The organism is Paraburkholderia sp. GAS82, from assembly GCF_050436285.1.
In the GTDB taxonomy this organism is placed as follows: domain Bacteria; phylum Pseudomonadota; class Gammaproteobacteria; order Burkholderiales; family Burkholderiaceae; genus Paraburkholderia; species Paraburkholderia phenazinium_B.
Genome location: NZ_JBNDLX010000011.1, coordinates 86,628 through 106,557, shown reverse-complemented (window position 1 = coordinate 106,557; position 19,930 = coordinate 86,628). Strand labels below are relative to the sequence as shown.

15 protein-coding genes are annotated in these 19,930 nt (G+C 63.4%); 7 read left to right on the top strand and 8 right to left on the bottom strand.

Features of this window, described 5'->3' with window-relative positions:
- Positions 1–4 precede the first annotated feature (4 nt).
- Complete coding sequence (locus P3T17_RS29810) at positions 5–1,513, top strand: MFS transporter (protein ID WP_429410108.1); 1,509 nt, start codon at positions 5–7, stop codon at positions 1,511–1,513.
- 480 nt (positions 1,514–1,993) lie between these two features.
- Complete coding sequence (locus P3T17_RS29805) at positions 1,994–2,284, top strand: YodC family protein (protein ID WP_429410106.1); 291 nt, start codon at positions 1,994–1,996, stop codon at positions 2,282–2,284.
- Positions 2,285–2,349: 65 nt separating this feature from the next.
- On the opposite strand, the gene P3T17_RS29800 is transcribed toward P3T17_RS29805, so the two are convergent.
- Together P3T17_RS29800 and P3T17_RS29795 are read right to left on the bottom strand one after the other, a co-directional pair.
- Positions 2,350–2,934: a LysE family translocator gene (locus P3T17_RS29800; protein WP_429286173.1), complete on the bottom strand. Its 585-nt coding sequence runs from the start codon at positions 2,932–2,934 to the stop codon at positions 2,350–2,352.
- A 189-nt stretch (positions 2,935–3,123) separates the two neighbouring features.
- Positions 3,124–3,432, bottom strand: coding sequence for a superinfection immunity protein (locus tag P3T17_RS29795; RefSeq protein WP_429410104.1), 309 nt, complete (start codon positions 3,430–3,432; stop codon positions 3,124–3,126).
- Between the two features lie 153 nt (positions 3,433–3,585).
- Between P3T17_RS29795 and P3T17_RS29790 the strand changes: the two genes are divergently transcribed.
- The 3 genes from P3T17_RS29790 to P3T17_RS29780 all read left to right on the top strand — a co-directional run bounded on the left by P3T17_RS29790 (position 3,586) and on the right by P3T17_RS29780 (position 7,562).
- Positions 3,586–5,049 carry a M20 family metallopeptidase gene (locus P3T17_RS29790; protein ID WP_429410102.1) on the top strand — a complete coding sequence of 488 codons (1,464 nt, stop codon included), beginning with the start codon at positions 3,586–3,588 and terminating at the stop codon, positions 5,047–5,049.
- A gap of 48 nt (positions 5,050–5,097) precedes the next feature.
- Positions 5,098–6,201 carry a malate/lactate/ureidoglycolate dehydrogenase gene (locus tag P3T17_RS29785; RefSeq protein ID WP_429410100.1) on the top strand — a complete coding sequence of 368 codons (1,104 nt, stop codon included), beginning with the start codon at positions 5,098–5,100 and terminating at the stop codon, positions 6,199–6,201.
- Between the two features lie 482 nt (positions 6,202–6,683).
- A complete protein-coding gene (locus P3T17_RS29780; RefSeq protein ID WP_074268683.1) occupies positions 6,684–7,562 on the top strand; it encodes a crotonase/enoyl-CoA hydratase family protein in 879 nt (292 codons plus the stop codon).
- Positions 7,563–7,575: 13 nt separating this feature from the next.
- Here P3T17_RS29780 and pdeR read toward each other — a convergent pair whose 3' ends face one another.
- Both pdeR and P3T17_RS29770 read right to left on the bottom strand, forming a co-directional pair.
- Entirely contained in the window at positions 7,576–9,579 is a 2,004-nt protein-coding gene (gene pdeR, locus P3T17_RS29775) for a cyclic di-GMP phosphodiesterase (RefSeq protein WP_429410098.1), read from the bottom strand.
- Between the two features lie 206 nt (positions 9,580–9,785).
- On the bottom strand, positions 9,786–14,474 hold the full coding sequence (locus P3T17_RS29770; RefSeq protein WP_429410096.1) for a DEAD/DEAH box helicase: 4,689 nt from the start codon (positions 14,472–14,474) through the stop codon (positions 9,786–9,788).
- Positions 14,475–14,727: 253 nt separating this feature from the next.
- Here P3T17_RS29770 and P3T17_RS29765 point away from each other — a divergent pair, with 253 nt between their 5' ends.
- Positions 14,728–15,783 carry an aldo/keto reductase gene (locus tag P3T17_RS29765; protein ID WP_074268680.1) on the top strand — a complete coding sequence of 352 codons (1,056 nt, stop codon included), beginning with the start codon at positions 14,728–14,730 and terminating at the stop codon, positions 15,781–15,783.
- Between the two features lie 93 nt (positions 15,784–15,876).
- On the opposite strand, the gene P3T17_RS29760 is transcribed toward P3T17_RS29765, so the two are convergent.
- The 4 genes from P3T17_RS29760 to P3T17_RS29745 all read right to left on the bottom strand — a co-directional run bounded on the left by P3T17_RS29760 (position 15,877) and on the right by P3T17_RS29745 (position 18,947).
- A complete protein-coding gene (locus P3T17_RS29760; RefSeq protein ID WP_429410094.1) occupies positions 15,877–16,437 on the bottom strand; it encodes an FUSC family protein in 561 nt (186 codons plus the stop codon).
- An 83-nt stretch (positions 16,438–16,520) separates the two neighbouring features.
- On the bottom strand, positions 16,521–17,840 hold the full coding sequence (locus P3T17_RS29755) for a cation:proton antiporter (protein WP_429410092.1): 1,320 nt from the start codon (positions 17,838–17,840) through the stop codon (positions 16,521–16,523).
- 84 nt (positions 17,841–17,924) lie between these two features.
- Positions 17,925–18,323, bottom strand: a complete 399-nt coding sequence (locus P3T17_RS29750; protein WP_074268678.1) for a DUF3175 domain-containing protein — start codon at positions 18,321–18,323, stop codon at positions 17,925–17,927.
- A 114-nt stretch (positions 18,324–18,437) separates the two neighbouring features.
- The gene (locus P3T17_RS29745) at positions 18,438–18,947 is read right to left on the bottom strand and encodes a PRC-barrel domain-containing protein (RefSeq protein WP_429285705.1); all 510 of its coding nucleotides are present in this window, start codon (positions 18,945–18,947) and stop codon (positions 18,438–18,440) included.
- Between the two features lie 338 nt (positions 18,948–19,285).
- Here P3T17_RS29745 and P3T17_RS29740 point away from each other — a divergent pair, with 338 nt between their 5' ends.
- Positions 19,286–19,900 (top strand): hypothetical protein, encoded by a 615-nt coding sequence (locus tag P3T17_RS29740; RefSeq protein ID WP_429410090.1) that lies wholly within the window; start codon positions 19,286–19,288, stop codon positions 19,898–19,900.
- Positions 19,901–19,930: the final 30 nt, after the last annotated feature.

Here is a 19,930-nt window from a genome sequence, read left to right as displayed (position 1 = left end):
GGTCATGAATAGCGAATGCATGAAGTCCGCACCGGTGACCCTGGCGGTTCCCGGTGGCGCTAGCGCCGCATCCAATGCCGCCCGTGCGATCAGTGCCGCCGAAGCGCCGCCGCGCTTCGAGCGTCAGGGCCTCGCGCTGGCCGTGCTGTTCGTCGGCGCGTTTCTCGCGCCGCTCGACTACTTCATTGTCAATCTGGCGCTGCCGGCGATCCACACGGGGCTCGGCGCCACCGACGCGCAGTTGCAGCTGATCGTCTCCGCCTACGCGTCCTCATACGCCGTATTGTTGATCACGGGCGGCAGGCTTGGCGACCTGTTCGGGCGTCGCCGCATGTTCATGACCGGCATGGCTGGGTTCGTGGTGGCGTCAGCGCTGTGTGGCCTGGCGCCGAACGGCCACGTGCTGGTGATCGCGCGGATCGTCCAGGGCATGGCTGCTGCGGTGATGGCGCCGCAGGTGCTGGCGACCGTCCGCGCGGTGGTGCCGCTTTCCCAGCAGACGCGTGTCATGAGCTTCTATGGCTTCGTGTTCGGACTTTCGTCGATCGTGGGCCAACTGGGCGGCGGCGCGCTGATTACCTACCGTCCATTCGGCCTCGACTGGCGGGTCATTTTTCTGATCAACATCCCGGTCGGCATCCTGGCGTTTATCGGTAGCTGGAAGTTCGTGCCGGAGAGTCAGCCGGCGGTACGCGCGGGCGTGGATCTGAAGGGCGTGGGTCTGCTCTCGCTGTTGCTGCTGCTCGTCATCTACCCGATGACGCACGGCCGCGAAGCCGGCTGGCCCGCATGGACCTTCGTGATGTTCGCGTTGAGCGTGCCCGTGTTTGCCCTCTTTATCGCCACCGAGCGGAGCCTCGAGCGCCGCGGCGGCCACCCGCTCGTCGATCTGCAACTGTTCCGCAATCCGGCATTTGCGCTCGGTCTCGTGCTGGCGTTCCTGTTCTATTGCAACAGCGCGTTCTTTCTGACCTACGGCATCTTCCTGCAGACGGGTCTGCACTGGACGCCGCTCGTTTCCGGCATCGCCATCATGCCGTTTGCGATCGGTTTCGTGATCGGGCCGTTGACCTCGCCGGCGGTGGTGCGGCGCATCGGCGGTCATGTGCTGACACTGGGGTTTTCGATGATGGCGATCGGCTTTACGGTCACCGGCTGGTCGGCCACTCAAGCTGCTACGCCGGACCTGCTGTTCTATTGTGGGCTGGTGTGCGCCGGCGTGGGGCAGGGCCTGCTGCTGCCGTCGATCATGCGGATCGTTCTCGCGGAAGTCGCGCCTGAGAAGGCCGGTCTGGCCTCGGGCGTGGCGTCGTCGACGTTGCAGATCGGCTCGGCGTTCGGCACGGCGGCGATCAGCGGGGCGTTCTTCGGCGTGCTGGGCGGCCGCGCGACGCCGGGTGCCTACGCGCATGCCTTCCAGTACAGCCTCGGAATCAACGCATTATTGATGCTGGTGTGTATTGGATTGAGTGTGCTGCTGGTGCAGCATCAGCGACGCGTGGTCCGGCATTGATGCCATTGTCGTTTACCACAGGAATATGACACTGCACCGACTTAATGCACTTCGCCCTGCATTGGTGATATTCATGGATGGCTGTTCAGTTCACAGATGATTTTCGCAATAATGATCTGATAAAAATAACCAGGTGATAGATTGCATGGCAGCTGGAATCAAATCGCAATGTCTGACAAATCAACCCCGGCATGTTTTACTTTGAATATTTTGAGCCTGCGTAAATTGTTCCCGCGCTGAGGTCCGCCGGGCGGGGGATAGGCGTTAGCTGATGAGGTTTTAGCGAAACGATCATTGTTTCAGTGAGTGAGCCGATGATCGAAATTCGATTCTCGTCGGCGTGAAAACGGTATCAATAAAAATCACTTGCAGACGGGATATTCAATTGTTAATCTTGGCAAACTTTTTAAAATCTTCCGCCAGTAGGCTGGCTGAGACAATGGGCTAAAACAGATCAACGTTTTCATTCCGGGGATTGATATGCTGACCGCTACCCTCGATGCATTTGATACACCAATCGCGCCACTGAGCGTCGGTGACGTGGTCACGCTCAAAACGGGTGGGCCGCGAATGACGGTGACCTATGCCGGTCCCGTCGCGCTAACTTCGGGCGACTGGGTAATTTGCCAGTGGTTCGACGAGCACGGTGAACTGCGCCAGCAGATGTTCGAGCAGGAACATGTGCGGCTCGAGCCACGCTCGATTCCTGCCGGCTCCGTGACGCTGCGTTCCTTCGGGCGCAGTGCGTATTCCGGCTCGCGTTCCGAGTAAATCACCTTAACGTCCTCTCCGCGCGACCCATCGGGTCGCGCGCAAGGCGGCCTGCCTCTGGCCTGTTAGCGCCGCGCCTCGGTTGCCATCCGAATTGCCAGTCCCGCGAGCACCGTTCCCATCAGCCAGCGCTGGGCGAGGATCCAGGCGGGCCGTCGGGCGAGAAACACGGCGATCGAACCGGCCATCATCGCCACCATCGCGTTGATCGTCAGGCTAAACGCAATCTGCACCGACCCCAGCACCAGCGATTGCTCGAGCACGTTGCCGTGTTGCGGATCGATGAACTGCGGCAGCAGCGATAAATACAGCACCGCGATTTTCGGGTTCAGCAGATTGGTGACGAAACCCATGGCAAACAGTTTGCGCGGGCTGTCCGCCGGCAGGTCGCGCACCATGAACGGCGAACGGCCACCCGGTTTGACGGCTTGCCACGCGAGCCATAGCATATAAAGCGCGCCCCCGAAGCGCAGCGCATCGTACGCAAATGGCACGGCTAGCAGCAGGGCGGTGATGCCGAGCGCGGCGCTGAACATATAGAACACGAAGCCAAGCGCCACACCGCCGAGCGAAATCAGACCGGCGGTACGGCCCTGGCAGATCGAGCGCGAGACGAGGTAGAGCATGTTCGGGCCAGGCGTGAGCGCCATGCCGAGCGAGACGAGGGCAAAGGTCAGCAGTTTTGCGAGTTCAGGCACTGAATGGCTCCATGAAAGTGAAGTGTGCGTAACGGCGTGTGTGACTAATTACGGCGGTACAAAGGCGGTCAAAGCAGCAGGTGTAAGTGGCGCCTGCAACGTCCTGCGCAGCGGCGGGTCCGGCGGCTTGTGCCGCTCGTGTCACCGTCCGGTCTTGTTGCGGGTCGCCCGGCTTTGCACACGCTGGACCAGCGCCGCGGAGAAGTTGCGCATCCGCACTACGCGCCGCGTTTGCACGACTTCTACGGCAACGTCCTTCGGAGGATTCGGCTGCAGCGCCCAATAAAGCGCGGCCAGCCAGCCGAATCCGGTCCAGCCGAGACATGCATTGAACAAGGCCAGCGTCAGCAGATCGTGGCGCTTGCGGCGATCGGCGAGGATCGCCGGCAGGAAGTACAAACCCAGCGCGACGACAGCGGCGACCGCTTGAACGAGCGTGTTGCCTCCCATCGCGGTACTCCCGGTTTAGTCCGAATCTTTCGATTGTCTCTCGATTGTGCCATGCGCGCAGCCATTCTCGACACCCTGGCCGAACGGGGGACTTCAGGACGGCAACGGAGAGGTCTATCATGTGCGTTTTGACCGACCGACCGGACAGCCATCATGATTTCCGACGACACCGCCCAGCAGGCCAAGACCATCAACCACGATACGCTGCGCGAATTCGTGGATCGCAAATGGAACGATGAAATTGTGCCGGCGCTGACCGACTATATTGCCGTCCCGGCCAAGAGCCCGGGCTTTGACGCGGACTGGGTCAAGCACGGTTTTATCGAGCGCGTGGTGACGGACGCGGCGCAGTGGGCAGAGCAACAGCCTGTCAAAGGCCTGAAGCTGGAAGTCATCCGCTTGCCGGGCCGCACGCCGGTCATCTTCTTCGAATCGCCGGCCACGCGCTCGGGCAGCACCGAGACCATCGTGCTGTATGGCCACCTGGACAAGCAGCCCGAATTCGACGGCTGGCGCAACGACCTCGGGCCGTGGACCCCGAAACTTGAAGACGGCAAGCTGTATGGCCGCGGCGGCGCGGACGACGGCTACGCCATCTACGCAAGCCTGACCGCACTGGCTGCGCTGGACGCGCAAGGCGTCGAGCGGCCGCGCTGCGTCGGCCTGATCGAGACCTGCGAGGAATCGGGCAGCTACGATCTGCTGCCGTATGTCGACGCACTGCGCGAGCGGCTCGGCAAAGTGGGCCTGGTGGTGTGCCTTGACTCCGGTGCCGGCAACTACGATCAGTTGTGGCTGACCACCTCGCTGCGTGGCCTGGTGGCGGGCGATCTGGAAGTCCATGTGCTCGACGAAGGGATTCACTCGGGCGGCTACGGCGGCATCACGCCGTCGAGCTTCCGCATCATGCGGCAACTGTTCGACCGTCTCGAAGATGCCTCGAACGGCAATCTGCTGCCGAAGGGCTTCCATTGCCCGATTCCTGCCGACCGTCTGCGCGAAGCCGAGGCGACTGCCCATATTCTGGGTGACGACGTGTGGAAGAAAATCCCATGGGCCTGCGGCCAGGACGGCCGCCAGGTGCTGCCTACCACCGCCGATCCGAAAGAGGCGCTGCTCAACTCGACATGGCGTCCGTCGTTGTCGGTGACGGGAGCGGCGGGCTTGCCGGCCATCGCCGACGCCGGCAACGTGCTGCGCCCGCGCACGGCGTTCAAGCTCTCGCTGCGTCTGCCGCCGCTTCTCGATGCGGCGAAGGCGGTCGCGGAGCTGAAAGCGCTGCTGGAATTCGATCCGCCCTACAACGCCAAGGTGACGTTCAAGCCCGACGCGGGCGCCGCAACCGGCTGGAGCGCCCCCGAGTTGGCTCCGTGGCTCGCCTCGGCACTCAACGACGCGTCGCGCCAGCATTACGGCGCAGACTGCGCGTATATGGGGCAGGGCGGTACTATCCCGTTGATGAACGTGCTGAAGGAAGGCTTCCCGCACTCGCAGTTCATGGTGTGCGGCGTGCTCGGACCGAAGTCGAACGCGCACGGGCCGAACGAGTTTCTGCATGTGCCCTATGGCAAGAAGTTGACGGCCGCGGTTGCCGATGTCATTGCAGCGGCGCCTTAATAACCTGAACCTTAACCTGAACCCCAACCCAGCTCCCAGATACTGCGAATGAACGATCCCCGCGTGGCCCAATCGTCTTTCCCAAGAATTTCCTCCGAAACGCTGCATGCCTATGTGAGGGCGATCTGGGAGCAGGCCGGCAGCTCGCCGCGCGAGGCCGAGCTGGTCGCCGACCACCTGCTCGCAGCGAGCCTGACCGGTCACGATTCGCATGGCGTCAGCATGATTCCGCGCTATGTGGCATCGGTGGGCGACAACGAACTCAAGCTCAATCTGCACGCCAAGGTCGTGCGCGATGCCGGCGCGGTGCTGACTATCGACGGCGTCAAGGGTTTCGGCCAGGTCATCGCGTACGAGGCGATGGAGCTCGGCATCGAGCGCGCGAAACGTCTCGGCATCTGCGCCGTGGGTCTGCACGGCGCGCATCATATTGGCCGCATCGGTCACTGGGCGGAGCAGTGCGCGCGCGCCGGACTCGTCTCGTTTCACTTCGTCAATGTGGCGGGCGATCCGCTCGTCGCGCCGTTCGGCGGAACGGACCGCCGCATCGGCACCAATCCGTTTTGCGCCGCCTATCCGCGCAGCGGCAGGCCGCCGCTGGTGCTCGATTTCGCCACCAGCGCGGTGGCTTTCGGCAAGGTCCGGGTCGCCTATAACCAGGGCAAACAGGTGCCCCCTGGCGCGCTGATCGACAACGCAGGACGCCCCTCGCTCGAGCCGAAAGTGATGATAGAGCCACCGGTCGGCTCGCTGCTGCCGTTTGGCGGTCACAAGGGTTTCGGGCTGGCGTCGATGTGCGAGATCTTCGGCGGGGCGCTGTCGGGAGGCTTCACGAGCCATGCCGATACGCTCGGCACGAACCACGCCATCATCAATTGCATGCTGTCGGTGATCATCGATCCCGCCGCGTTCGACGCCCCGAACGCCGAGGCCGAAGCCGACGCGTTTATCGAATGGGTGAAGGCTTCGCCGCTTGCAACGGGTACCGAGCGCATTCTCGAACCCGGCGAAGCCGAACGGCTCACGCGAGCCGACCGTGAGACGCACGGCGTGCCGGTCGACCCCATCAGCTGGCAACAGATTTGTGCCGCCGCGCTCGCGGTTGGCATGCCGGCCGGGCAGATCGAACGCTGGGCCACGCATCTGCAATAACCGCCTGGTTGTCGCGAATAGCGTCGCCATCACCGCCGTTGCCGCTATCGCTGTAAGGCGTTAGCGCCTCGACTTTTTTGTTCAGCCGCGTCCTTAAACACGCATAACCGCTCTCGTTATGCGGTGGGAATGTTCTCTCTCCCACACACCACGACTTAAAGATTACCTCAAGCAGCATTTTCGATTGCATTGCCTGGGAGTAAATATTTACCGTCGTTCTCGCCGCCGGCAATAAATTCCACATCCAGTCTCCACCGGCTTTTCCGGCGGTTTGGCACAAGCATTTCCGTGTGTTTTTTCACGGGCAATCGTTTGCGGCCAGATGTGCGGCCTCCCGTTTGGAACTCACCCGGAAACCCTTTCCCGGAGGGAATGTGAGGAGAACTTGCGTTCGTCCGTTAGCAAACCCGCTCCCAGCTCATTGAGGTCTGCTTTAGGCTCGACTTGCATTGCCGCCGTTTAACCTTAAAGGACCGTTCAAAATGAATCTTCACAATCATCACGCCTGCCGTCCGTTCCTCGAAGCCGGAAACCTGTCGCAGATTTCTGCCTATTACGAAGAGGGACGCAACATCATGTGGATGATGTTGCGTGCTCAACCGCGTCCCTGTTTTAACCTTGAACTGGTGCACGATATTCTCAGCCTGGCACAGGCCGCGCGCGAGTCCGGCTTACCGATCGACTTCTGGGTGACAGGGTCGCTGATTCCGTCGATCTACAACGTCGGCGGCGATCTCGACTTCTTTGCCGAGACGATCCGCGCTGGCCGGCGCCAAGCCTTGATGTCGTATGCCAGAGCGTGTGTCGATTGCGTGCATGCCGCAGCACGCGGCTTCGATACCGGTGCGATCTCGATTGCGATGGTGGAGGGGACCGCGCTGGGGGGCGGGTTCGAAGCCGCCCTCGCACATCACTTCCTGCTCGCGCAGAACGATGCGCGAATGGGCTTCCCGGAGATTGCATTCAATCTGTTCCCGGGCATGGGTGGGTATTCGCTGGTAGCGCGCAAGGCCGGCATGCGGCTCGCGGAAGAACTGATCGGAATTGGCGAGTCGCACACGGCTGAGTGGTACGCGGGCAAGGGGCTCGTCGACCAGTTGTTTGAACCGGGCGAGGCCTATGTGGCGACGCGTACGTTTATCGACACGTTGCGCCCCAAGATGAATGGCATCCGGGCTATGCTGCGGGCACGTCAACGCGTACTGCAGCTTTCGCGCGCCGAGCTGATGGAAATTACCGAAGACTGGGTCGAGGCCGCGTTCACGATTGAAGAAAAAGATCTGGCTTTCATGGAACGGCTGGTCATGTTGCAGAACCGCCGCACCGCGAGCATGCGCCAGACGAGCGCCAGCATCGCCTGACTCGGACGGAGGCTCAGGCGATCAGCCTGAGCTTCTGCCGGTCGTGCAACCACTGCTCGAATTCCGCGGCCGGCATGGGCTGGCCGTACAAAAAGCCCTGTACGTATTCCACCCCAAGCCCTTTCATGAATGCTTCTTCCGCCTCGGTTTCGATGCCTTCTGCGACCACCTTGAAATTCAGCTCCTGGGCCACTGCCACCATCGAGCGCACCAGCGCCTGGGCTTTCTTGTCGGCGTTGATCGAGCGCACGAAGCTGCGGTCGAGCTTGATGACGTCGAGCGGAATGCGCCCGAGTTGCGACAGCGACGAATAGCCAGTGCCGAAGTCGTCGAGATGCACCTGCGCGCCAAGCTGGCGGAACTGCGTGATCAACTGGATCGCCGCGGCTTCGTCTTCGATCAGGCAGCTCTCGGTGAGTTCGAGATCGACGAGGCACGGATCGAGCCCCGCTTGCTGGAGCGCTTCGGCGAAATGCCGGACCACCGCGGTATCGACCAGCTGGCGAGCCGACACGTTGATCGCCACGCGCAGGTTGAGCCCAGCGGCTTTCCAGCGCGCGGCCTGCTGGGCTGCGGTCTGCATGACCCAGCGGCCGAGATGGCCGATCAGCCCCGATTCTTCGGCATAACGAATGAACTCGGTCGGCATGACCTGGCCGCGCTCGGGCGAATTCCAGCGGATCAGCGCCTCGGCGCCGGTTACCGCACCCGTGGCAAGCGACAGCTTGGGCTGGTAGTACAGCGTGAACTGGCCCTCTTCGAGACCGCGCCGCAGATTGGTATCGAGCCACATATACTCGGCCACCTTGCGGTCCATCTCCTGCGAAAACACCCGGTAGGTCCGCTTGCCTTCATCCTTGGCGACGTACATGGCGGTGTCCGCCGAACGGATCAGCGACTCGAGGCTGTCGCCGTGCTCCGGGCACCGCGCGATGCCGATCGAACAACCGGTGTAGACCTCGACGAGGCCCAGGCTGAAGGGCGTGCGCAGGCGCTCCAGAATGCGCTGCGCGGTGGCTTCGAGGGACTCGAGGCTGCCGTTCGCGGCCAGCACGATAAACTCGTCGCCACCCAGTCGTGCGAGCGTGTCGCCCTCGTTCAGGCAGGTGCTGATGGCCGCCGACACATCCTTGATCAGCCGGTCGCCGAATACATGGCCGTAATGGTCGTTGACCTTCTTGAAGTTGTCGAGGTCAAGGAACAGGATGCCGACCGACTCGTCGACAGCCGCGCTCGAGATCGCCGCACGGACCTTGTCCTGAATCGCGTTGCGATTGGCGAGGCCGGTGAGCGAGTCGGTATTGGCCAGTTCGGTCAGACGGTCCTGCGCGCGACGCTCTTCGGTGATGTCGGTGCCCGAGCAGATCAGGAATTGCTCGTTGACGCCGCTGCCGCTCTGCACGAACTTGTTGCGAAACAGAAACAGCCGCTCGCCGTGAACCGTTTTCACGAGCCGTTCGACTTCGTAGGAGACGCCGCGGTTAAAAAAGCCAGCGATATTCTGGCTCGACGCCGCACCTGCCTCGGACGACATGAACAGAGCCCAGACGCTGCGGCCGACAATGTCTTCCTCTTTCATGCCGGTCAGTTCTTCGGCGAGGCGATTGAAGCGCTGGATGCGCCCATTGCGATCGACGATCACCACGACCGAGTTCACCTCCGACACCACCTGCTCGGCGAACGACAGGCCATGCACGAGATCGCGCGCGACCGATTCGGTGTCCTCATAGGCTGACGCGGTGCCCGCCCACAGATTGCCGCTGAGTTTCTTGCCGACCAGATGCAGCTTGAGCGGCTGGCCGAACAGGCGCACGTCCAGAACCAGATGGGAAGTGATGCCTGCGAGGCGGCGGATCTGCCCGGCCTGTTGCGGGGTGAGGGAGATGGCGGCGTTGGCCGGCATGTCACCCGTGACCGGCGTCAGTTCGAGCGCGTTGCTGTCTTTGGACAGACGCCAGCAAGGGCTGCTTGTGCCGAACTGGGCATAGAGCACCTGGTCGTGTTGGTCGTCGTTCATAAGTGTTATCCCCGGGCAAGCATGCCTGCGGGCCGCCAGCTCGGATAGTCAGGCCGGCGGGGGGCAAGCAGTCTACTTCAGCTGAAAGACTGACTTCATTGTATCCAGATGGCCGTGACTGAGAGTCGTTAACAATAACGGCAAGGTACTATGATCCTTTAGACATAGGTTAGATATTAATGGCAATGCATTAATTAATGGCGACATTAATGACGGCGCGCCATTCTGATGCGCATTTGTTCCCGCGCGTCGCCCTCAGCATGCGTCAGATATGTAAATTCGCCCGCCACCAGCGTCGCCACCACCACGCCATCCCGGTATAAGACGCGATTGCCGGTCACCGCGGGCACCTTGTCGCCTGGCAACAACGTGCCAGCCAGATTTAACGGATCGGTGCCGGCCACGCAGACAAAAGTGCCGTCGTCGGCATGGCGGCGCACTTCGCGCAGCAACGGGATCGCTTCGGGCAGCGCAAACTGCTCGCCCGAAAGACCGTTGACGAAGCGTCCGCCGCGCACCTGCCCGCGCGCTTCGAGCCGCTGCAGGACGCGCAGCAGGTCGCGCCACGGCGGCAGCCATTCGGCTTCGCGCGCGAGCAGCCGCCAGAACACGACGCCATAACGACGTAACAAAGTCATGACCAGGTGCTCGAGGACTTCGGGCGCAAGCGAGGGAGCGCGACTGGCGGATAGCGACGGTGGCGTCGCAGCCGCGCCTTCCTCGACGGCAAGCGCACTGCGGCGCTGGAGCAACGCCCAGCGGCCCGCGTCGTCCATGCCTCCGATCAGCGCACCAGCACGCGGGCGCCGGTTGCTGTGATGCGCGTTGCGCTTCGCGGCCGGTTTCAGCAAGGCACGCAATCCGGCGAAACTATCCGAATTCACGAGTCCCGCCGCAACAAGTTCGCTTAATGCGTATTCCAGCTGAATGCCAAGCAGACGCGTGTCGCTCGCCAACTCGTCGAAGAACATCGCGCCGTGTTTAATAAGCACGTCATAAACACTTTGCGCGTGCGATGAAAGTTCGGGCTGCTTGCTTTGATCGATCAACGCGCTCCATAGACCGATGTCGCGCCGCGGCAACAATACGATCGGTGTGCTGCGCACCGGTCCGCTGGTTGCGCGCGAACGTTCGGTCAGACGCGTCCAGACCAGCTTGCCGGAGCGGCACAGTTCGTCGAGCATCGTGATCGAATAGTCCTTGAGACGGGCGGGCAGGATGTCTTCTTCCCAGGCACCGGCCGCCGCCTCGAAACCGGCCAGCTGATCGAGCACCGCCGCGAGCGCGTCGCGCCCTTCACCGCGTGTGGCGGGCGTCAGATGTTGCCATTCGAACAGGAAACGCATGAATTCGTGCCGTTCCACCGGCTCGATCTCGCGGCGCAAACGCCGCACGGTGTAGCGATGAATCCGCGCGAGCAGGTGCCGTTCGCACCATTCTTCTGCGGACGCGCCCAGTGTGAAGCGGCCGCGCATCACATAGCCTTGCGCCTCGAGCGCGGTCAAGGCTTGCTCGACGGCGACAGAAGGCAGTGCCAGAGAGCCGGCAATCGAGGCCACCGGTAACGGGCCGAAGCCGGTGAGTCGCGCGCGGATCACGTCGACGAGCGCTTCCTGTTCGCTCCAGGTGTCGGTAAAACCTTTGGGCGCGCTGATCGGCGGCGTGAAGGCGGCGTCCGGATAGATAGCAGCGAGGCAGGTCAGCCGCTCCGCCGGAAGCCAGAGGTCGGCACCGGCCCGGTTTTGCAGCCGGGTGGCCCGGCCCGATTCCGCCAGGGTCGTAAGCCATCCTGACCACTCCGGATTCTGTTGGGCCTCGGTATCGCTGACGCACGCGAGTCCGGTCAGCGCCTCATGCATTTCATCGAGGTTGCGCGGCTGCGGCCAGGCTTCCTCGCGCACGCCGGCAATTGCGTCGGCATCGAGCGCGCCGAGATCGTCAGCCGAGGCGGGATCGGACCAGCGCCGGTTGAGCACGGCCTGGGTGCGACGCTCTTCGATCGGCGCGTCGTCCAGATACGCGTAGGGCTTGGCGGTGAGAATTTCGGCCGCGAGCGGCGAGGGCGCCGGCAATTCGCGCGTAATCAGTTTTACCTCGCCTTGTTCCATCCGGCGCAACAGGCTGATCCAGCCTTCGGTGTCCATTGCTTCGTGCAGGCAATCGTCGATGGTCTGATCGACGAGCGGATGGTGCGGCAATTCACGTTCGCCGACGATATTCTCGAGACACGCCACCTGATCGGGAAACACGGCTGCCAGCAGGTCCTCGCTGCGCATGCGCTGCAGTTGCGGCGCCGTCTTGCGGCCGCCGCTGTAGCGCGGCAAGGCGAGCGAGGTGGTTGCGTTCCAGCGCCAGCGCACGCCGAACAGCGGCGCATCGAGCAATGCCTGGATCAGGAGATGCTCGGCCGTGTTCGAATGCAGATAGCGCCAGACTTCATCGAGCGCGAAGCTGTGGCTGCCGGTCAGCGAAAGAATGATGGCGTCCTCGGTGGCGGCCGCCTGCAATTCGAAGTTGAAGGTACGGCAAAAGCGTTTGCGCAACGCGAGGCCCCAGGCGCGATTGAGACGGCTGCCAAATGGCGCGTGAATCACGAGCTGGGTGCCGCCCGATTCGTCGAAGAAGCGCTCCATGACCAGCGTGTTTTGCGTGGGGAGCGTGCTCAAGGCGGCGCGGGCGCGCGCCAGATAGTCGACGATCTGGCGCGCGGCCGGCTCGTCGAGATTGAGCGTGGCAGTCATCCAGGCAATGGCGCGTTCGAGGCGGGGTGCATTGGATAACGGTGCGCGTGCGGGCGCGTCCGCCACGGTCACGTCCACGTCCGCGTCACGCAATTGCGGAAGTGAGTCAGAACCGGAAGCCGCGGGCGAATCGACAATGGCAAGCGCGCGTTCGCGGCGTGGGGCACGTCGGGTTGCGGCGAGACTTGCTACGGCCGCTGTCTTCGCGCGGGCTGATTTCTTCTCCGTCGCGGCTTCCGTAGCGCCTGTTGCGTCCTTGGCGCCCTTAGTGCCGCCTGCAACGACATCATCATCGTCGTCACTGAGCAACTGATCGATCTGTGCCCGCAAACGCGCCACGCCGAACGACAGCTCATCGCTACGCCCCGGCGCTTCGCCGAGCCAGAACGGAATATTCGGCGGCTGCCCTTGTGCATCTTCCACCCGCACGCGGCCGGCTTCCACGCGTTGGATACGATACGACGCGTTGCCGAGTTGAAAAACGTCACCTGCCAGACTCTCGACCGCGAAGTCTTCGTTGACCGTGCCGATATTGACGGCCTGCGGCTCGAGAATCACCGCATAGTCCGCGTTCTCGGGGATGGTGCCACCCGACGTCACCGCGACCAGCTTGCCGCCGCGTCGTCCGCGCAATGTCCCACTCACTGCGTCGCGATGCAGATAAGCGCCGCGCGGACCATGGCGGCTCGTATAACCTTCCGCGAGCATCCGCAGCACCGCGTCGTACTGCTCGCGTGCGAGATCGGCATAGGGCGCGGCGCGCCGCATCAGACCGAACAGCGCATCCTCGCTCCACTCGGCGCTCGAGACTTCCGCGACGATCTGCTGGGCCAGCACGTCGAGCGGCGCACGCGGTATCTGCAAGGCGTCGAGTTCGCCGCGCCGCACGCAATCGAGCAAGGCCGCGCATTCGATCAGGTCGTCGCGCGAGGTGGGGAACAGCCGCCCTTTTGGCATGCCGCCCACATGGTGTCCCGAGCGGCCGACGCGCTGCAGAAACGGCGCGATCGCGCGTGGCGAGCCCATCTGGCAGACCAGATCGACATCGCCGATATCGATGCCCAGTTCCAGCGACGCCGTGGCGATCAGCACACGCAGATCGCCGCGTTTGAGACGCTGCTCGGCGTCGAAGCGATATTCCTTGGCGAGACTGCCATGGTGTGCGGCCACGGCTTCCTTGCCGAGCCGCTCGGTCAGATGACGCGCGGCACGCTCCGCCATGCGGCGCGTGTTGACGAAAACCAGCGTGGTGCGGTGCTGCGCAATCAGTTCGGCGAGCCGGTTATACACGAGCTCCCAGACTTCGTTGGCCATGACGGCTTCGAGCGGTACCGGTGGAATTTCCAGCGCGAGATCGCGGGCACGCACGTGGCCTACATCGACGATCGCGCAATCGGCCGGTTCGGCGCTGTCCACACTCGCACCGCCCACCAGAAACCGCGCGACCGCGCTGATCGGCTTTTGCGTCGCGGAGAGGCCGATGCGCGGCAGACGCCGGCCGCATAGCGCGTCGAGCCGTTCCAGGCTGAGCGCCAGATGGCTGCCGCGCTTGCTGCCGGCGAGCGCATGGATTTCATCGACGATCACCGTGCGGGTGGTCGACAGCATGCGGCGCCCGGAGTCACTACCGAGCAACACGTATAGCGATTCCGGCGTCGTCACGAGGATGTGTGGAGCGCGCTTGCGTAGCGCGGTGCGCTCCTGCTGGGTGGTGTCGCCGGTGCGCACGGCGGTGCGGATCTCGAGCGGCGGCAGGCCGCGCTGCGCGAGTTCGGCGGAGATCCCTTCGAGCGGCAGCTGCAGGTTCAGACGTATGTCGTTTGAAAGCGCCTTAAGCGGCGACACGTAGACCACGAGTGTTTCGTCCGGCAGCGCGCCGCCATTGGCGAGCCCTTGCTGGACCAGATCGTCGAGCGCCGACAGAAACGCGGTGAGCGTCTTGCCGGAACCGGTCGGGGCGGCGACCAGGGTCGAGCGGCCGCTGCGGATAGACGGCCAGGCGGCCACCTGGGCATCGGTAGGCGCCGGAAACGTTTTCAGGAACCAGCCGGCCACCGCCGGATGAAAGCTGTCCAGCACGCCGGTCGATGAAGAGGCGGGAGAGGGAGAAACGGCGGGAGTCATGCTGCCGTAGATGGGGGCGCGACCGGCCATATCCAGAGGAGCGGCGCATGCCGCGCGATGTGAGGAACCAGGGCCCAGTCTCGCAGGTTTTCGGGCGGCGCGCCACGTGGACTGAAGCGTCGTAAAGCGGCAGGTTTTGCTGCTTTTCAGGCGGCGGCGAGTAGAGATTGCACCGTTGACAACGAGTATGACGCGCCGGTCATCTGCTTGTCGCCGCCGCTGCTGGATTTCGCCCCGTGCAGTATTCTCATTGGTTTCCCCCCAACCAGTCGGAGCAATAACGATGCGCTATAACCAGCTAGGCCGCACGGGCCTCTTTGTGTCCGAACTTTGTCTTGGCACGATGACCTTCGGCGGCGGCGAAGGCATCTGGCGTCAGATCGGCGATCTGCAACAGGCCGACGCCGAACGTCTCGTTGGTCGCGCGATCGACGCCGGCATCAACTTTATCGATACCGCCGACGTCTATGCGCAAGGTCTGTCCGAGCAGATCACCGGCCTCGCGCTGAAGAACCTCAAGGTGCCGCGCGACCAGGTCGTGGTGGCCACCAAGGTGTTCGGCGCGACGGCGGAATCCGCCAATACGCGCGGCGCGTCGCGCTATCACATCATGGACGGCATCAAGGCGAGCCTCAAACGTCTGCAACTCGATCACATCGATCTTTACCAGATCCACGGCTTCGATCCGGCCACGCCGATCGAAGAAACGGTGCGTGCGCTCGATACGCTGGTTCAGCACGGCCATGTGCGCTACGTCGGCGTGTCGAACTGGGCTGCATGGCAGATCGTCAAGGCGTTGGGTATCGCCGACCGCCTCGGCCTCGCGCGCTTCGAAACGCTGCAGGCGTACTACACGCTCGCGGGCCGCGATCTCGAACGCGAACTGGTGCCGATGCTGCATAGCGAAGGGCTCGGACTGATGGTCTGGAGCCCGCTCGCGGGTGGCCTGCTGAGCGGCAAATACGGGCGTGAGCAGCAAGGCGAGGCTGGCAGCCGCCGGAACACGTTCGATTTTCCGCCGGTGAATCGCGAGCGCGCCTACGACTGTATCGATACGATGCGCGGCATCGCCGAGGCAAAGGGGGTGTCGGTCGCGCAGATCGCACTCGCCTGGCTGTTGCATCAGCGTGCGGTGACCACGGTGATCGTCGGTGCGAAGAAGGTCGAGCAGCTCGACGACAATATCGCCGCCACCAAGGTCGAACTGAACGCCGACGAACTGGCGAAACTCGATGCCGTCAGTGAGCTGCCGGCCGAGTATCCGGGTTGGATGCTGGAGCGTCAGGGCGAGCCGCGTCGCGCGCAGGTGAAGGAAAGCAGCCGGCGTTCGCTGAAGTAAGCGGTTCAGCGTGGGGGGACGTTTGCGGTGCGAGTGCAGTGGGCACAGCGGTTGCAATTCGGGGCAATTGCATGCCCGACTGCGTCGCGCCGCTTATGACTTGACGAACCAGCGCTGCTCGATGCTATGAATCAGGCGGCACACGAGTAACGCGCTGACCGTTCCGATCGTGACTTCGCCGAGGCGGATCAGGGCGACTTCCCATGGTGGTCCGATGCGCGGCACCAGCAACATGATGGTGGCGGTGATGCCGCCCAGACGCGCCGCGCTGCCGATATTGGCCACCCAGCAGATGATGATCGCGGCCGCCACTGTCGCCATATACGCGATGAAATAGCCGCCGCCGAGCAGCGTGCCGGCGAGGCCGCATACGCCGCCGACCATCGCGCCAAGAAACTGGTCGCGCGAGAGTTTGCGGGTGTCGACGTAGTTGTGCTGGCTCACCGCAATCGCGGTGATGGCGGCCCAGAACGGCTGATGGGTGTGCAAGGCGCGTGCGATTGTAAATGCAATGCTGGCGCCCGCTACCGCCTGCAGCGCCATCACGCAACCCTCAATGAGACGATCGGGCAGCGGCAGCGATTTCAGGAATGCGAATAGTGAATCGGCGGCGCTTGCCTGCGCTGCGCGCCGGGTCTGGGGAGATTCCGTCATGAGGCCTTGTCGCATAGAGACTGGGTGAACAGCTCGATATTCTATCGACTCATTGCGGGGCCCAACCGTATTCAGGCGCACTTTCATGGATCCGGGCCGCGTGCGCGGTGGTACCAGTTCATGAGCGGCGTCGCCGAGACCCCATGTATGACGACCGAGCCCGTCACGACTGCAAGTGCCAGCGGCGCCAGCGGCAGAATCTGCGCTGCCTGACCGTGTTCGAGTGCATAGGCGAGGTAGTAAAAGGAACCCGTGCCGCGAATGCCAAACCAGCTCATCAGACGGCGTTGCGCCTGCGACGCTCGCGAGCCCAGCAACGATAGCTCGACCGCGAGGGGTCTCGCCAGCAGAAACAGCACAACGATCAGCGCCGCGCTCTGCCACGTGAAAAGCGGCGCGCGCAGAGTGGCGAGCACGTTGCCGATCATGGCCATGATGGCTACTTCGGCGATCCGCTCCAGCTCGATCGTGAAGCCCAGCACCGATTCGGTCATGTAGGCGTGGGCCTTGTCCGGATCCGCAGCGGTCGCGGACACGTCTTCGGAATCGACCGTGCCGATCGTGCTGCGCGGCGAGCGCTCGCCGCTCGCCTGGTGTTCGACGCGCCTCATCGCAACGCCCGCTGCGAACACCGCAAGGAATCCGTAGGCATAGGCGAGTTGGGCGGCGCCAAACGACAGTTCGATCAGTCCCAGTGCAAAAAAACCTTCCAGGCCGAGCGCCTGCGCGTGATGGGTCCGCAGCCAGGTGACGGCGTGCGTCGTGGCCCAACCGAGCGCGGCGCCAATCGCAACCGCACCCGCGATTCCCCAGACCGCTGTGGCGGCAAAACGCCAGCTTAACGCTGTGGTCATGGAGCCCGGCGGAGCCGCGCAAAGTGCGAGGCCGAGCATTACGAACGGCAGCGCGATCCCGTCGTTCAGGCCGCCTTCGCCGGAGAGCGCGAAGCGCAACAGGTCGCGGTCACCCGGGTTGTGAACCTGCACGTCGTGGGCGAGCACGGGATCGGTCGGCGCAAGAATCGCTGCGAGCAGCAGGGCGGGCCCCCAGTCGAGGCGCAGCACGTAGACTCCGAACAGCATCAGCAAGGGAATCGTCAGGAGCATGGCTGGAGCGCCCAGGCGCAGCGGCAACCACCACAGGGCGTCGAAGACCGGTACGCGCAATCGCAGGCCGATGGCGAATAGCGAGACCAGCAAGGCGATCTCGGTGATGATCCGCAGCAAATGCGCGTCGCCGACGATATCGAGGTGCAACAGGTTCACTCCGGCCGGCCCGAGTGCGTAGCCGATGCCCAGATAGAACATGGCGGCGCTGACCGGCAGCCGCCTGAAAGTGGTCGCGGCGACGCCCATAAAGACGAGCACGCCGCCGACGATGAGAAACCAGAGTGTTTCGTCCATAGGCATCCGGTGAGGCGGGGCGCTGGCGGGGGCCAACGGAGGCTTTGCGCCGAACCAGCGCCGATCCGCGGGGCGTAACGCGCGTTACGGGGAGCGGCCGAAGGCGATACGCAGCTTGCGCTTGGCCTGCTCGAGGGTGGCGCGGCGTCCTTTGGGCAGGTTTTTGCCGGCGCGATTGATGTAGAAATTGAGCATCGACATGGCCGACTGGAAGGGCGTGCCCTTGCGTCGCCGGCTATGCGTCGAAGAGCGTTTCAATGACTCGGCAATCGACTCCGCGCTACCGGTCTTGAAGACGTTCGCTTCGATGTCCATGGCGTCGCTGGTTTCCATGACGTGATGCGACCAGCGGTTCGAACGGCTCGCTTGCTGGGCACCGCCTGTTTTTGCATGGCGGCTTGCGGTGGCCCGCGCATGACGCTGGCGGGGCGGTCGCCCGGACTTTGCGCGGGCCACGGGGCGCTTCGATTTTTTGCTGACCATGATGTTGTGCCTCGTATGAAGAGTGGGCGCGCCACCAGGTGGACCGCTAAGCGGTGGAGCGCCACCCGGTGCAGCGCCACCCGGTGCAGCGCCGCCATCAGGTTGACCCTCCGGTCACAGTTTGACGCCACCGGCCTCAGGCGCTTCCACGCCGCCCGGCAGAGTCGCCCCGACGCCGAGATCGTCGCGGCCCCAGTACGGTTCGCTGCCGTAAAACTGGTGGACCGAGGTTGCCCATGTCTGATCGGCCATCGACGGCCAATGATCCTTGTCGAAGCCTGGCGCGTTTTTGATGCTTTCCGACGACATGCCCAGCTGGAAGCACTTGCGTTCCGTGTCGAGGGTCAGCGCATCCCAGGGAATGGCGAGCAGCTTGTCGCCCATGCCGAGGAAGCCGCCGCTCGACAGCACCGCGTACGCAATGCGCCCCGAGCGTACGTCCAGCATGATGTCTTTGACCTTGCCGATGTCGTCGCCTTCGCTGCTGAGAACCTTGTTGCCGTCGAGTGTGGCCGCTGCCATCACGTCCGGTCCGGGCCCGTCAGCGCTACGGCTGCCTTTGCCGACGATCTTCGCGCCGGCGCCAGCACCGGTGCTCGTGCGGGTTTCATTGAGTATGCTCATGATGTGTCTCCCTGGACAGATTGATGTCCCTTCATCACAGCAACGCTTGTTCCTTCGATGACGCGTCGCTGGATATCTCTCGCGAGCTTGCTTTCCATACGCTTTCATTGTGCGAGCGCCCGGCGGCTTCTGCGGTCTGCTCCGCAACCCATGACACAGCGCGTAAAAAGCGTCGCGCAGATTGCAATTCTTGCGCGATGGGCGACGGTGGCTGAGGCGTCGCGGACGAAATATGGCTGCGGCAGGGCACGTATTCGGTAGTTTGCTAAATCGGCCCGTTTCTTGCTGCGTTGCACAGCAACCAGGGCAGTAAACACCGTATCTTTTTCGGAATCAGCATGACCGCGGACAGATTCAATGCGCGCGCCCCCTCGTGTCACGGCCCTCGCCGTGACACCGACAGCCAATCCCCGACCGGCCGAACCGTTGTGCGTGAGCCGGCGTCCACACAACCGGTCAGGACCCCGCAGGCGCAGATCCAGCAGGCGCAGCAATCCCAACATTCCCCGCAGTCCCAACACACGGATGCAACGCGTTCCGCGACCCAGTCTGCTCCGCAGCAAATCAGCGCGTTGCAGATTCTGATCGCGTTGCTTGTGACGCCGCTTGCCTGGCTTGCTCAGGTGAGCATCGCCGAGATGGTGCTCGGGCAGCGCTGTGTGGCCGGCGCGCCGCTATTCGTCGTGCACGCCATGGCCTGGACACCGCTTACAGTCGCCGTGGCGAGCGTTGTCTGCCTGATATTCGCCGCGTTTGGCACATTCGTGGCATGGCGCAACCTGTGGCGTACCGCGCACATTCCGTGGCGCTTCCCCGCAGCCCTCAAAGGCACACGCGCCGAGCGCGACTGGTTTTTGTCGAGAATCTGCGCGATGTCCAGCACCATGTTTATCCTCGGCCTGCTTGCCACCGATGTCGCGATGCTGGTCATCGCACCGTGCAGCCCGTGGTAGCCGCAGCGGCGCGAAGACGACACGAGAACT

What these genes read in the sequence shown, in the direction of transcription:
- P3T17_RS29810 (WP_429410108.1), top strand. Translation starts at nt 5, where the DNA reads ATGAATAGCGAATGCATGAAGTCCGCACCGGTGACCCTGGCGGTTCCC.
- P3T17_RS29805 (WP_429410106.1), top strand. Translation starts at nt 1,994, where the DNA reads ATGCTGACCGCTACCCTCGATGCATTTGATACACCAATCGCGCCACTG.
- P3T17_RS29800 (WP_429286173.1), bottom strand. Translation starts at nt 2,934, where the DNA reads ATGGCGCTCACGCCTGGCCCGAACATGCTCTACCTCGTCTCGCGCTCG.
- P3T17_RS29795 (WP_429410104.1), bottom strand. Translation starts at nt 3,432, where the DNA reads ATGGGAGGCAACACGCTCGTTCAAGCGGTCGCCGCTGTCGTCGCGCTG.
- P3T17_RS29790 (WP_429410102.1), top strand. Translation starts at nt 3,586, where the DNA reads ATGATTTCCGACGACACCGCCCAGCAGGCCAAGACCATCAACCACGAT.
- P3T17_RS29785 (WP_429410100.1), top strand. Translation starts at nt 5,098, where the DNA reads ATGAACGATCCCCGCGTGGCCCAATCGTCTTTCCCAAGAATTTCCTCC.
- P3T17_RS29780 (WP_074268683.1), top strand. Translation starts at nt 6,684, where the DNA reads ATGAATCTTCACAATCATCACGCCTGCCGTCCGTTCCTCGAAGCCGGA.
- pdeR (WP_429410098.1), bottom strand. Translation starts at nt 9,579, where the DNA reads ATGAACGACGACCAACACGACCAGGTGCTCTATGCCCAGTTCGGCACA.
- P3T17_RS29770 (WP_429410096.1), bottom strand. Translation starts at nt 14,474, where the DNA reads ATGGCCGGTCGCGCCCCCATCTACGGCAGCATGACTCCCGCCGTTTCT.
- P3T17_RS29765 (WP_074268680.1), top strand. Translation starts at nt 14,728, where the DNA reads ATGCGCTATAACCAGCTAGGCCGCACGGGCCTCTTTGTGTCCGAACTT.
- P3T17_RS29760 (WP_429410094.1), bottom strand. Translation starts at nt 16,437, where the DNA reads ATGACGGAATCTCCCCAGACCCGGCGCGCAGCGCAGGCAAGCGCCGCC.
- P3T17_RS29755 (WP_429410092.1), bottom strand. Translation starts at nt 17,840, where the DNA reads ATGGACGAAACACTCTGGTTTCTCATCGTCGGCGGCGTGCTCGTCTTT.
- P3T17_RS29750 (WP_074268678.1), bottom strand. Translation starts at nt 18,323, where the DNA reads ATGGTCAGCAAAAAATCGAAGCGCCCCGTGGCCCGCGCAAAGTCCGGG.
- P3T17_RS29745 (WP_429285705.1), bottom strand. Translation starts at nt 18,947, where the DNA reads ATGAGCATACTCAATGAAACCCGCACGAGCACCGGTGCTGGCGCCGGC.
- P3T17_RS29740 (WP_429410090.1), top strand. Translation starts at nt 19,286, where the DNA reads ATGACCGCGGACAGATTCAATGCGCGCGCCCCCTCGTGTCACGGCCCT.